The sequence below is a fragment of the Pseudomonas sp. HP_08 genome (genome assembly GCF_055284095.1).
Genome location: NZ_JBTOQC010000009.1, coordinates 35,006 through 47,309 on the forward strand (window position 1 = coordinate 35,006; position 12,304 = coordinate 47,309).

The 12,304-nt window shown below is 60.7% G+C and carries 11 protein-coding genes; 5 read left to right on the forward strand and 6 right to left on the reverse strand.

From position 1 onward, the window contains the following. Window positions 1-348: 348 nt before the first annotated feature. Complete coding sequence (locus tag ACYAS9_RS09605; RefSeq protein WP_463568059.1) at window positions 349-594, forward strand: PA4570 family protein; 246 nt, start codon at window positions 349-351, stop codon at window positions 592-594. A gap of 62 nt (window positions 595-656) precedes the next feature. Here the strand turns inward: ACYAS9_RS09605 and ACYAS9_RS09610 are convergent, their stop codons facing one another. The 4 genes from ACYAS9_RS09610 to ACYAS9_RS09625 all read right to left on the reverse strand — a co-directional run bounded on the left by ACYAS9_RS09610 (window position 657) and on the right by ACYAS9_RS09625 (window position 4,895). Continuing rightward, window positions 657-1,274, reverse strand: a complete 618-nt coding sequence (locus tag ACYAS9_RS09610; protein WP_463568060.1) for an FKBP-type peptidyl-prolyl cis-trans isomerase — start codon at window positions 1,272-1,274, stop codon at window positions 657-659. Between the two features lie 106 nt (window positions 1,275-1,380). Then, window positions 1,381-1,869, reverse strand: coding sequence for a TIGR00645 family protein (locus ACYAS9_RS09615; RefSeq protein ID WP_459743729.1), 489 nt, complete (start codon window positions 1,867-1,869; stop codon window positions 1,381-1,383). Between the two features lie 110 nt (window positions 1,870-1,979). Beyond that, a complete protein-coding gene (locus tag ACYAS9_RS09620; RefSeq protein ID WP_463568061.1) occupies window positions 1,980-2,306 on the reverse strand; it encodes a PA4575 family protein in 327 nt (108 codons plus the stop codon). Window positions 2,307-2,459: 153 nt separating this feature from the next. After that, entirely contained in the window at window positions 2,460-4,895 is a 2,436-nt protein-coding gene (locus tag ACYAS9_RS09625; protein WP_463568062.1) for a Lon protease family protein, read from the reverse strand. Between the two features lie 279 nt (window positions 4,896-5,174). Here ACYAS9_RS09625 and ACYAS9_RS09630 point away from each other — a divergent pair, with 279 nt between their 5' ends. The 4 genes from ACYAS9_RS09630 (at window position 5,175) to ACYAS9_RS09645 (ending at window position 8,597) form a co-directional block, all read left to right on the forward strand. Then, window positions 5,175-5,663, forward strand: a complete 489-nt coding sequence (locus tag ACYAS9_RS09630; RefSeq protein WP_459743723.1) for a DUF3015 domain-containing protein — start codon at window positions 5,175-5,177, stop codon at window positions 5,661-5,663. Between the two features lie 60 nt (window positions 5,664-5,723). Continuing rightward, window positions 5,724-7,586: an Lnb N-terminal periplasmic domain-containing protein gene (locus ACYAS9_RS09635; protein ID WP_463568063.1), complete on the forward strand. Its 1,863-nt coding sequence runs from the start codon at window positions 5,724-5,726 to the stop codon at window positions 7,584-7,586. A gap of 78 nt (window positions 7,587-7,664) precedes the next feature. Beyond that, complete coding sequence (locus ACYAS9_RS09640) at window positions 7,665-8,015, forward strand: hypothetical protein (RefSeq protein ID WP_463568064.1); 351 nt, start codon at window positions 7,665-7,667, stop codon at window positions 8,013-8,015. A gap of 78 nt (window positions 8,016-8,093) precedes the next feature. Next, complete coding sequence (locus tag ACYAS9_RS09645) at window positions 8,094-8,597, forward strand: GreA/GreB family elongation factor (protein WP_463568065.1); 504 nt, start codon at window positions 8,094-8,096, stop codon at window positions 8,595-8,597. A gap of 406 nt (window positions 8,598-9,003) precedes the next feature. Here ACYAS9_RS09645 and gdhA read toward each other — a convergent pair whose 3' ends face one another. Together gdhA and ettA are read right to left on the reverse strand one after the other, a co-directional pair. After that, window positions 9,004-10,344: an NADP-specific glutamate dehydrogenase gene (gene gdhA, locus ACYAS9_RS09650; protein WP_463568066.1), complete on the reverse strand. Its 1,341-nt coding sequence runs from the start codon at window positions 10,342-10,344 to the stop codon at window positions 9,004-9,006. A 208-nt stretch (window positions 10,345-10,552) separates the two neighbouring features. Next, window positions 10,553-12,217: an energy-dependent translational throttle protein EttA gene (gene ettA, locus ACYAS9_RS09655; protein WP_056841932.1), complete on the reverse strand. Its 1,665-nt coding sequence runs from the start codon at window positions 12,215-12,217 to the stop codon at window positions 10,553-10,555. Between the last annotated feature and the right edge of the window lie 87 nt (window positions 12,218-12,304).

Genomic DNA, 12,304 nt, shown 5'->3' on the forward strand with positions numbered 1-12,304 from the left:
AAGTAATACCGATCAGTTAAGGGCGACACGGGCCTTGGCAGGAGCCCGCTCTGCCGGCGACCGAGCGCGAAGCGCTCGCAAAAACCTATGAACCGCTGAAAGTTTACGACTGCTAACGCAGCCGGTCGCCGGCAGAGCGGGCTCCTACAGGTCAGCGCCAAGGCTTGACTGACAGGCATTACGACGTAGATGGCGGCGCCCGCTTCCCCGCTAAAGCTGGCCCTACAAGACGGCGTCTTTATGCCGGGTCGTTCAACCGCCCGACAGAAAATGCGAATTAATCTCAATAGAGGCTTGCTATTATCGTAATAAGAATTATTCTCATCACACCGAAGCAGGAGATGGAACATGACTTATTTGATCGATGCATGGCTGGACCGCCCACAACCCTACTTGCGAATTCTTCATCGCGAAACAGGCGAAGTCTGTGCGGTACTTGAGGAAGAAGCACTGGAGGAATTGCGCGATCAGGGCGACCTGGACGTCAACAGTCTCAGTTCGAGCGAGCCGGTGGTGCTCAAGGAGCTGGTGCGCAATCTGTTTCTGTTTTGCTATGCGCGAGCGTTGCGCCCGATGGGTGAGCTCAGCATGTGAGCGCTGAACAACGTGCCTGCCCAACGAACCGCGCAGGTTCGTTGGGCAGACAGGCAGTCGGCTTACAGAACGTCGAGCAGCTCGACGTCGAATACCAGAACGCTGTGCGGCGGGATGCTGCCAACGCCTTGAGCGCCATAGGCCAGCTCGCTTGGCACGTACAGGCGCCATTTGCTGCCGGCATTCATCAGTTGCAGGGCTTCGGTCCAGCCGGCAATCACGCCGCCCACCGGAAACTCCGCAGGCTCGCCACGATCGTAGGAGCTGTCGAACACAGTGCCGTCGATCAGGGTGCCGTGGTAGTGAGTGCGCACTTGATCTTCGCGGGTCGGCTTGGCGCCGCTACCGGCGGTCAGCACTTCAAATTGCAGGCCCGAAGCCAGGGTGGTGATGCCTTCGCGCTTGGCGTTTTCAGCCAGGAAGGTCACGCCGGCAGCAGCGGCTTGCTCGGCCTTGGCGGCAGCTTGCGCCTGCATCACTTCACGAATGACCTTGAAGCTGGCCGACAGGTCTTCCTGGCTGACGCGGCTTGGCTGGCCATTGAAAGCATCGGTCAGGCCGGTGAGGATGGCCTGCAGGTCAACGCCCGGTGGCGGGTTGTCGCGCAGTTGGTCGCCCAGTTGGCGGCCGATGCCATAGCTGACGCGGGTTTCGTCGGTGGACAGATTGACTTCGGACATAACACTGCTCCGCAAGGGGATGCAGGGTGAAAAAACCCGGCACCCCGAATAAAAGGGCGGCCAGCCTAGCATAATCGGGCCGGCCGGCCGTAATACAAAGCGGGCGTCAGTGCTTGGTCAGGCGATCCAGATAGCCCATGACGAACGCCGAGATCACGAACGTCATGTGGATGATCACGTACCACATCAGGTATTCGGTCGGCGTATTGCGTGCGTCCATGAACACCCGCAACAAGTGAATCGAGGAAATCGCCACGATGGAGGCCGCCACTTTCATCTTCAGCGACGAAGAGTCCATGGTGCCCAGCCAGTTGAGCTTTTCCTTGTCTTCGTCGATGTCCAGTTGCGAAACGAAGTTCTCGTAGCCGGAGATCATCACCATGACCAGCAGGCCGCCCACCAGCGCCATGTCGATCAGCGACAGCAGCACCAGGATCAGGTCGGCTTCGGCCAGCGAGAAGATATTGGGCAGGACGTGGAAAACTTCCTGAAAGAATTTCAGCCCCAACGCCAGCAATCCAAGGGACAGACCGAAATAAATCGGTGCCAGCAGCCAGCGCGATGCATACATGGCATTTTCGAAGAAACGTTCCATCGGGACTCGCATGTGATTGGAAATGGGCGGGCGAGTATATCAGCGCGGCATGACCGCTCTGAAGACGCGACAAAATGCCGCGCACGATGGGTGATTCCAGGATCGCGCGATTAAAACGGCGATGATCGCTGGCAATCGGTCAACTGAAGGTTAAGACGCCGCAGTTCGCCTTGCAGGTGCAAACTCCAGATCGGCAGGTCGTCGCTGGACTGGTAGCCGTTCAGGCTCAGGCTGTCGGCAATCGCCTGCAGCACCGTCTCAGCGGCACGGGCGCCCTGGAACGGGCCCTGGGCCTTGATCGCCGAAGGTTGCTCGCCCGACATGCCGGCCGCGAACAGCAGTGTCCACAGGCCGCTATCCCCCAAGGGCCGAATGATGCATTCGATCCGCGTCACCAGCCCCAGGCAGTGGCGGGTCAGGCAAAGGCTTCGTGACATGGCGGGTTCCTCCTTGTGGATACAGGTGCAGCCAGTCCATGTGGCACTGCACTGATGCTTCAGCATAGAGGAGAAACCCCAACGTACGCAGGGGCTGGACGAACGGATGCCGCAGAATGTGACCCCTGCGGCATTCTTCGTCCGGGCAGGCTTCTAGGGCTTGAGCTCCGGTGCCAGTTGCGCAGGCTCTTTTTCCAGCTCTTCCTTGAGGTCCTCGTCACTGAGCATCTGCGCAATATCGCGCAGGCGCTCGACCACACGGGCGTTGACGCTGCCTTCGGGGAATTCGCCCTCCTCGTTTGGCTCGCCGGCAGGTTCGCCCACCAGCAGGCTCAGGGCTTCGTCGGCCTGGCTCACCGCATAGATATGGAACTGCCCGGCCCTGACGGCCTGCAACACGCGCTCGTCGAGCATCAACGTGGCGACGTTGGAACGCGGGATAATCGCGCCCTGCTCGCCAGTCAGGCCACGTGCCTCACAAAGCCTGAAGAAGCCTTCGATCTTCTCGTTGACCCCGCCCACCGCCTGCACTTCGCCGAACTGGTTGATGGAACCGGTAATGGCGAAACATTGCTTGAGCGGCGTGCGTGACAGGGCCGAGATCAAGGTGCAGACCTCACCCAGCGAAGCGCTGTCACCGTCGACATAGCCGTAGGACTGCTCCAGCGCGATGCTCGCCGAAATCGCCAGCGGGAATTCCTGCGCGTAGCGGCTGCCCAGGTAGCCGGTGAGAATCATCACGCCCTTGGAGTGAATCGGCTGACCAAGGTTGACCTCACGCTCGATGTCGACAATGCCGCTGCCGCCCGGATAAACCGTTGCCGAGATACGCGCCGGCACGCCGAAGGCCGAGTCGCCGACCTCCAGCACCGTCAGGCCGTTGCACTTGCCCACCGCCGCACCATCGGTGTCGATCAGGATGATGCCCGCCAGCATGTCGTCGAGAATCCGCGCCGAAACCCGCCCCGTTCGCGTGGCCTTGGCCTTGAGCGCGCGTTCGATATGACCGGCGTCGGTGAGCTCTTCGTTGGCCAGCTGGCGAATGAAGTCGGCCTCGCTGACCAGCTGGAACAGGTCGCCGATGCGCGCCGACAAACGCCCCTGATGCTCGGCCAGCCGCGCGCTGTACGTCGCCAGGCGCGCCACGGCGTCGGCAGTCAGCGGCGCCATGCCCTCTTCGAAGGTGCGGGTCTTGAGCAACTGCGCGAACTGCTCCAGGGTTTCATCGACCATCGGAATTTCTTCGTCGAAGTCGACCAGCACCCGGAACATCTCCTGAAAGTCCGGATCGACGTCCTGCAAGGTGTAATACAGCTGGCGCGAGCCGATGATGATCACCTTGACGCTCCAGGGGATCACCTGCGGCGCCAGGGTCACCGTGGCCACGCGGCCCAGTTCGCCCAGCGGCGATTCCATTTTCAGCTTGCGCGATTGCAGCGTGCGCTTCAGCGCATCCCAGACAAACGGCTCGCCGAACAGCTTCTCGGCCTCAAGTACCAGAAAGCCGCCATTGGCGCGATGCAAGGCGCCAGGGCGCAACTGCCGGTAACTGGTGTACAGCGCGCCCTGGTCGGTGCTGTATTCGATGCGGCCAAACAGGTTGTCGTAGGTCGGGTGCGACTCGAACACCACCGGCGCACCGCCGCCGTGGGTATGGCCGACCACCAGGCTGGGGCTGTACTGGTCTTCCAGCAGCTTGCGCGCCTGGGCATCGGTCTTGCTGTCGTCGACCAGTTGCTCGACCACAGTCTTGAGCAGGTTGACCTGCATGGCCTGCAAGTACGCGCACACCGCCGCGTTCTCGGCGTATTGCTCCGACAATGGCGCCAGCAGCGGTTGCAAGGCCAGGGTGATGGTTTCTTCGTTGAGCTGGCGCAGTTGATTGTTGGACTCGCGCTTCCACTGCGGCAGGCTCGACAGTTCTTCGTTCAGGCGCTCTTCCAGGCCGGAAATATCTTCATGAAAGCGCTCGCGGTCAGCCTCGGGCAACTGCGCGAATTCCGCCTCGTCCAGCGCCTTGCCGTCGACCATCGGCGTGAAGGCGATATTGGTGCTGTCGCGGTACAGGGCAATGTCTTTTTCCAGCGACAGGCGTTCGATCACATCCAGCGCGCGGTCATAACGCTGGTTGAAGGCGCGGTCGATGGCGCTTTTCTTTTGCTGGTAGGACGGGTGTTCGAACACCGCCGGAAAGGTCGCCAGCAGGTTATCGATCAGGCCACCGATGTCGGCGATGAATGCCATCGCCGTGCCTGACGGCAGCTCCAGCGCGCGGGGCTCGCGCTGTTCTTCGAAATTTTCGACATAGACCCAGTCCGACGGGGTCTGCAGGCGCTTGGCCTCAGCCTTGAGGTAGCGTTTGACGAACGAGAACCGGCCGGTGCCGGGTTCGCCCATGACATACACGTTGTAACCGGGACGTGGCATCGCCACCCCGAACTGCAAGGCCTCAACGGCACGCTCCTGGCCGAGGACTCCGCGAAAGGGCTCCAGATCATTGGTGGTCTGGAACGCGAACTGTTCAGCGGTAAATGGACGGGTCAGCGCTTGTGGCGCCAGACGCAGACTGGCAGCTACAGAATCGGGCATCAGTGTTCCTTAGATCACGCGGGGCAGATAGCGGCATTCTGGCGCTCGCCGGACATCACTTGCAAGACGCCAGGCAAGCTGGCGCATGGCAACGCGCGACAACGTCCCGACTGTCTCTCTACAAAGCGTGATAAAGCGTAATAAACCGCAACAAATCACGGAACCCTCGCACACACCTCAGACTCAAAATTTCGCACAGTGGCGTTCATGGCCATTTGCATTGACGCAATGACGCACAACTCCCGGCCCACTCAGGTCGCACATAAAGAGAATAAAGCTATGAAACGGATTCTTCTTGGAACGCTCTTTGCCGCTGTTTCCGTCAACGCCATGGCCCAGGCGCCAGGCGGTCCGGATTGCGGCTGGGGCAACATGCTGTTCGAAGGCCAGCGCGGCACTCCGGCACACTTCCTGGCTTCTACCACCAACGGCACCTCCGGTAACGCCACCTTCGGCATGACCAGCGGTACCAACGGTTGCTCGACCAACAGTGCACTGACCTACGGCGGCAAATCGTGGCTGGCCATGAATGGCATGATGGACGAGTTGTCCAAGGACATGGCCATGGGTCAGGGCGAAGCGCTGACCACCTATGCCGTGATCCTCGGCGTTGCGCCACAGGACCGTGACCGCTTTGCGGCCGTGACCCATGACAACTTCTCGAAAATCTTCACCAAGGCCGATGCCACCGCTGAAGACGTTCATGCCAAAACCCTCGATGTGCTGAAAAACGACCCAACCCTGGCCAAGTACGCTACCCAGGCTTGACGCGTGCCCCCGCCTCTGTAACAAGGGGCGGGTTCTCCTCTTTTTGACAGTTGCCTGCCCATGCTCAAACGTCTCGCCTGCCTGACGCTGTCGGTCTGTGCCCCGCTGTGCGCGGCCGCTGCGGCTTCTGAACCCAATGCCGGACGCTTGCAGCAACTGGCCGACGACCCGTTCTGGATCTCGCTGGGCCACTACGAGAAAACTCGTCTGAGTGGCTGGCGCAGCTATGTCGACGACCCGAAATTCTTTCTTGCCAAAGACGGCGCCCATGACCCGCGCGCCGAAATTGCCGCGACCCTGGCGGCGATCACCGCCCCGGTCGGCAACCCCCAGCAACACGCTCAATGTGTTTACCCGGCCCGTACCCGCTGGCTGCGCGATCAGTTGCAACTGCATGACCTGCCTGCCGTGGACTGCACTGAATTCAAGGCGTGGTTCAAGGATGTGGCGCCCGACAGCACCGTGCTGATCTTTCCGGCGGCCTACCTCAACAGCCCGTCGTCGATGTTCGGCCACACCTTGCTGCGCATCGACCCTGCCAGTGCCAGGACCAACAACACCACGCTGCTCAGCTACGCGATCAACTTCGGCGCCTACATCGAAGGCATGGACAACAGCATCCTGTACGCCTGGAAAGGCTTGGCCGGCGGTTATCCCGGCCTGTTTTCGATGGTCCCGTACCAGGAAAAGCTCTCTGAATACCGCAGCCTGGAAAACCGCGACCTGTGGGAATACCGGCTGAACCTGAGCACCGCTGAAACCGAGCGCATGGTCGAGCACGTCTGGGAACTGAAGCAGGTGCGCTTCAGCTATTTCTTCTTCGACGAAAACTGCTCCTATCGCCTGCTTGAATTGCTCGAAATCGCCCGACCCGGCCTGAAACTGACCGACCAGTTCGAGCTGACCGCGATCCCGACCGACACCGTCAAGGCCATCAAGGCCGCTGGCCTGGTGGAAAAGACCGAATACCGCCCTTCGCGCGAGCGTGAATTGCTCAGCCGCGCCGAGCCGCTGGACGCTGACGAACAGCAGTGGGTGAAGGCGATCAGCGCCGACACCTCGCAATTGCAAGCGCCGGCTTATCAAGCATTGCCAACTGAGCGCCGCGCGCTGATTCAGGACGCCGCTTACCGTCTGGAGCGTTACCGCGCCAACGGCCAGGCCCGCGACAGGCAGGCGGCGCAACGCAGTTTTGCGCTGTTGCAGGCCATCAACCGCAATCCGCCACCGGCGTTGCAGATCGAGCAACCGGGCCTGCCCGAAGAGGGCCACGAATCGCGCACCTGGCAACTCGGCGTCGGCAGCCGCGACGATAAGGCATTCGCCGAATATGGTTTGCGCATGGCCTATCACGACCTCAACGACAACGCCTATGGCTTTCCGCTGGGCGCCCAGATCGAGATCCTGCAACTCAAGCTGCGCCAGTACGAAGGCAATGAATGGCAAGTCCAGCGTCTGGATCTGGCGACCATCCGCTCGATGACACCGCGCACCGAACTGCTCAAGCCGTGGTCCTGGCAAGTGGCCGGCGGCCTTGAGCGGGTGCCGGGCAAGCACGGCGACCAGAACCTGGTCAGCCACGTCAACGGCGGCGCCGGCGGCACCTGGCAACTGCACGACAATGTACTGGGCTTCGCACTCGGCACAGTGCGCGTCGAACACAACAACGATTTCGCCGCCTTCGTCGCGCCAGCCGCCGGTTTCGATACCGGCCTGCTGTGGCGTAACCCGTTGGGCAACCTGAGCCTGGAAGCCAAGGGCGATTACTTCACCAATGGCGAAGTGCGCCGCAGCATCAGCCTGAACCAGCAATGGGAAGTGTCGCGCAACCTGGGCCTGCGCCTGACAGCGCAACGCGACTTCAGCCATCTGGGTGGCGCGCAGAACGAAGTCATGCTGCAAGCGAAGTGGTATCACTACTGAACAGCTTCTCGACAAGCCTTTGACCACGCCCCGACACGGCGTGATCTAGACTTTCCTCAGTAACCGAGGAATCCGGTCATGAACATGCGTATCGCGTTGTTGGGCTTGATCGTTGTGCTTGCGGGTTGCCAGTCGACCCACGAGCAATTAGTCGCCGAAGGCTATCCACCGGCGTTTGCCGACGGCTTTCAGGATGGTTGCGGCAGTGGCCGACAGGCGGCCGGCTCCATTGGCGGCGTGTACCGCAAGGACGTGCCGCGCGACCTGAAAGAGCCGCTGTACGCCAAGGGCTGGAACGACGGGTTTCGCCAATGCCAGGCCATGCAGCAAAACCGTGACCGCGACGCCAACAGTCTGGGCAACGACCGCGACCGTGACTGGGAACGAGAGAAAACCCGCAGCAAGGCCAAGGCCTATATGTCTGACTGAATGCCGACCATGCGTCTGATGGTGCCTCAACTTCTTTGGCCTGCGATTGCCTAACGCTTATCTAGCCGGGAGGACATCATGAGTCGTGCTTTTGTTAACGAAGACAACACTGCATCCCAAGCCAGCCAGCCGGTCGAACGGCAGGTCAGCGAACAACCCAATTACGTGACCGCCCAAGGCCTGGTTCTGTTGCAGAACCAGGTCAGCGAACTGCAGGCCTTGCATCGTCAGCAAGCGGAACTGGACGACGGCACCGACAAACAGCGCCTGGTCGATCTGGAGCGCGACCTGCGTTATTTCACCCAACGCCTGCAAAGCGCAAAAGTGGTGACGCCCGCCTTGTCCACCGACAAGGTTCAGATTGGCAGCACCGTGACCTACGCCGATGAACAGGACCACCGCCAGCGCGTGCAACTGGTCGGTGAAGACCAGGCCGACGCCAGCCACGGGCTGATCAACTGGGGCTCACCCTTGGGCCGCGCCCTGCTCGGCGCCCAGGCGGGCGACGAAGTGCTGTGGAAACGCCCGGCCGGCGACCGCTTGATCGAAGTGCTGCAAATCGAAGCCGACCCCGGCCAGTGAAAACCCGCCCCTGTAGGAGCGCGTTTACCCGCGACCGAGTGCGCCAGCGCTCGCAAGATCTCGTAAACGCTGAAAATTTACGGCTGCTAACGCAGCCGGTCGTCCGGGTGCGCCCCAAGGCAAGCGCGCGCCAAGGTTTGTGTCGTACTCAGTATCAAGGCCTGCCCAAAACCCGTAGGAGCGAGCGCCAGCTCGCGAAGGCTAAAGTAAACTCACCGCAAATGTGCTGATTCCACGGGCCCTTTCGTGAGCTGCGCTCACTCCTACAAGGTTTGTGTCGTACTCAGTATCAAGGCCAGAATGCGCGAAGCCTTGAAGGCTGACGCGCAGTTGGCTTGAGAACACAATTGCTACGGGCCTGTGTTTGCGTGGCGTCGGGTAATTGCCTACAGATACAGTGAATACATCACACCACGCCTTGTGCCAGCATCGCGTCGGCGACTTTGACGAAGCCTGCGATGTTGGCGCCCTTCACGTAGTTGACGCTGCCATCGGCCTCGGTGCCGTAGTGCACGCACGCATGGTGGATCGACTGCATGATGCCGTGCAGCTTGCTGTCCACTTCACCTGCGGTCCAGTGCAGGCGCATGGCGTTCTGCGACATTTCCAGGCCGCTGACCGCCACACCGCCGGCGTTCGAGGCCTTGCCCGGCGCAAACAGGGTGCCGGCCTCGATAAAGATATCCACAGCCTCCAGCGTGGTCGGCATGTTGGCGCCTTCGGCCACGCAGATGCAGCCGTTGCGCAACAGCGTGCGGGCATCCTCGACATTGAGTTCGTTCTGCGTCGCACAAGGCAATGCGATGTCGCAGGCCAGGCTCCACGGTGTCTGGCCCTTGCGGAACTCCAGACCGAACGGCGCCGCCAGTTCGCTGAGACGCCCACGCTTGACGTTTTTCAGCTCCAGCAGCGCGTCCCATTGCGCGTCGTTCAGGCCAGCCTCGATGTACAGCGTGCCTTCGGAGTCGGACAGCGAAATCACCTTGCCGCCCAGATCCATGACCTTGCGTGCCGCGTACTGAGCCACGTTGCCGGAGCCGGAAATGGCCACGCGACGGCCATCGATCGTCTTGTCCTGGCGCTTGAGCATCTCTTCAGCGAAATACACGCAGCCGTAGCCGGTGGCTTCCGGGCGGATCAGGCTGCCGCCGTAGGTGATGCCCTTGCCGGTCAGCACCGAGGTGAACTGGTTGGCCAGGCGCTTGTACTGACCGAACATGAAGCCGATCTCACGACCGCCCACGCCGATATCACCGGCCGGCACGTCGAGGTCGGCACCGATGTGGCGGTACAGCTCGCTCATGAAGGCCTGACAGAAACGCATGACTTCGGCGTCGCTCTTGCCCTTGGGATCAAAGTCCGAGCCGCCCTTGCCGCCGCCCATGGGCAGCGAGGTCAGCGAGTTCTTCAATACCTGCTCGAAAGCCAGGAACTTGAGCACGCTGAGGTTCACCGACGGGTGAAAACGCAGGCCGCCCTTGTATGGGCCGATGGCGCTGCTCATCTGGATCCGGTAGCCGCGATTGACCTGAACCTTGCCCTGATCATCGACCCACGACACCCGAAACAGCACTGCCCGCTCCGGCTCGACCATGCGCTCCAGAATGCCGGCCTGCAGGTAATGCGGGTTGGCTTCCAGGAATGGCCAGAGGCTGCGCAATACTTCTTCGACGGCCTGATGAAATTCAGGCTGCGCCGGGTCGCGCAGCTTGATACGGGCGAGGAAATTGTCGACGGATTCAGTCATGGGGTACGTCTCGGAGAGTGGAGGCTTGTAGGAATTTTTTCCGGACTCTACCAAGGGATAACGCACTTAAAAAGGGCGAAATGTCGTTTTAATGAAATTAAATGGTGCAATTCTATAAATTAATTCGATTTAAAAGCCTGAAACGCTGAATTCAAGGCACAAAAATGGGGCTACAAAGGCCCCATTTTTGCGCAGCTAAAACGGCGTGTTACGCCAGTTTCTTGTGTCGTACACGGTGCGGCTGTGCAGCGGCATCGCCCAGACGTTTCTTACGGTCAGCTTCATATTCGGTGTAGTTACCTTCGAAGAACACCGCTTGCGAATCATCTTCGTACGCCAAAATGTGAGTGGCCACGCGGTCCAGGAACCACCGATCATGGGAAATCACAATGGCGGCGCCAGGGAAGTCCAGCAGGGCTTCCTCCAGCGAACGCAGGGTTTCTACGTCGAGGTCGTTGGACGGTTCGTCGAGCAGCAGGACGTTGCCGCCCTCTTTCAGGGTCAGCGCCAAGTGCAAGCGACCGCGCTCACCGCCAGACAGGTCCTTGACGAACTTCTGCTGGTCGCCGCCCTTGAAGTTGAAACGGCCGACATAGGTACGCGACGGAATCTCGTAGTTGCCGATGCGGATCTGGTCGGAACCGTCGGAGATCTGCTGGAACACGGTCTTGCTGCCGTCCAGGTCGTCACGCGCCTGATCGACGCACGCCAGTTGCACGGTTTCACCGATCTCGATGCTGCCCGAATCCGGCTGTTCCTTGCCCATCAGCATGCGGAACAGGGTCGATTTACCGGCACCGTTACCGCCGATCACGCCAACGATGGCGCCCTTGGGCATGGCGAACGACAGGTTATCGATCAGCACGCGATCGCCATAGCCTTTGCTGACGTTCTTGAACTCGATGACCTTGTCACCCAGGCGCGGACCGGCCGGGATGTAGATCTCGTTGGTTTCGCTGCGCTTCTGGAATTCCTGCGATTGCATTTCTTCGAAGCGTTGCAGACGCGCCTTGGACTTGGACTGACGAGCCTTGGCGCCTTTGCGCACCCACTCCAGCTCTTCTTTCATGGCCTTTTCATGGGCCGACTGCTGCTTGGATTCCTGGGCCAGACGATCGGATTTGGCTTCCAGCCAGCCCGAATAGTTGCCTTCGTACGGAATGCCGGCGCCGCGGTCGAGTTCCAGAATCCAGCCGGCGACGTTGTCGAGGAAGTAACGGTCGTGCGTGATCGCAACCACGGTGCCGGGGAAACCGTGCAGGAACTGCTCCAGCCAGGCGACGGAATCGGCGTCCAGGTGGTTGGTCGGTTCGTCGAGCAGCAGCATGTCCGGGGCCGACAGCAGCAGGCGGCACAGCGCGACGCGGCGCTTTTCACCACCGGACAGCACGGCAACCTTGGCATCCCAGGCCGGCAGGCGCAGGGCGTCGGCGGCGACTTCCAGCTGACGCTCCAGATTGTGGCCATCGCTGGCCTGCAAGATGGCTTCAAGCTTGGCCTGTTCGGCGGCGAGCTTGTCGAAGTCGGCATCCGGGTCGGCGTAGGCGGCATACACCTCATCCAGGCGCGCTTGGGCGTCCTTGATGACGCTGACGGCCTCCTCGACCACTTCGCGAACGGTTTTCTCAGGGTCCAGTTGCGGCTCTTGGGGCAGGTAGCCGACGTTAAGTTCCGGCATCGGGCGGGCTTCACCGTCGAACTCTTTGTCGACGCCGGCCATGATTTTCAGCAGGGTGGATTTACCCGAACCGTTCAGGCCCAGTACGCCGATCTTGGCGCCGGGGAAGAACGACAGAGAAATATTCTTGAGAATTTCCCGCTTCGGCGGCACTACTTTGCTCAGCCGATGCATGGTGTAGACATATTGAGCCAAAACGTTGACCTCGCTCGAAAACACAAATGGAAAGCCCTGCCACGCAGGCAAGGCCACAAGATTGGCAGCTCGCCGGACTACAGGCGG

Coding starts and splice junctions, on each gene's coding strand:
- ACYAS9_RS09635 (WP_463568063.1), top strand. CDS start 5,724: ATGCTCAAACGTCTCGCCTGCCTGACGCTGTCGGTCTGTGCCCCGCTG.
- ACYAS9_RS09640 (WP_463568064.1), top strand. CDS start 7,665: ATGAACATGCGTATCGCGTTGTTGGGCTTGATCGTTGTGCTTGCGGGT.
- ACYAS9_RS09610 (WP_463568060.1), bottom strand. CDS start 1,274: ATGTCCGAAGTCAATCTGTCCACCGACGAAACCCGCGTCAGCTATGGC.
- ACYAS9_RS09625 (WP_463568062.1), bottom strand. CDS start 4,895: ATGCCCGATTCTGTAGCTGCCAGTCTGCGTCTGGCGCCACAAGCGCTG.
- ACYAS9_RS09630 (WP_459743723.1), top strand. CDS start 5,175: ATGAAACGGATTCTTCTTGGAACGCTCTTTGCCGCTGTTTCCGTCAAC.
- ACYAS9_RS09620 (WP_463568061.1), bottom strand. CDS start 2,306: ATGTCACGAAGCCTTTGCCTGACCCGCCACTGCCTGGGGCTGGTGACG.
- gdhA (WP_463568066.1), bottom strand. CDS start 10,344: ATGACTGAATCCGTCGACAATTTCCTCGCCCGTATCAAGCTGCGCGAC.
- ACYAS9_RS09645 (WP_463568065.1), top strand. CDS start 8,094: ATGAGTCGTGCTTTTGTTAACGAAGACAACACTGCATCCCAAGCCAGC.
- ACYAS9_RS09605 (WP_463568059.1), top strand. CDS start 349: ATGACTTATTTGATCGATGCATGGCTGGACCGCCCACAACCCTACTTG.
- ACYAS9_RS09615 (WP_459743729.1), bottom strand. CDS start 1,869: ATGGAACGTTTCTTCGAAAATGCCATGTATGCATCGCGCTGGCTGCTG.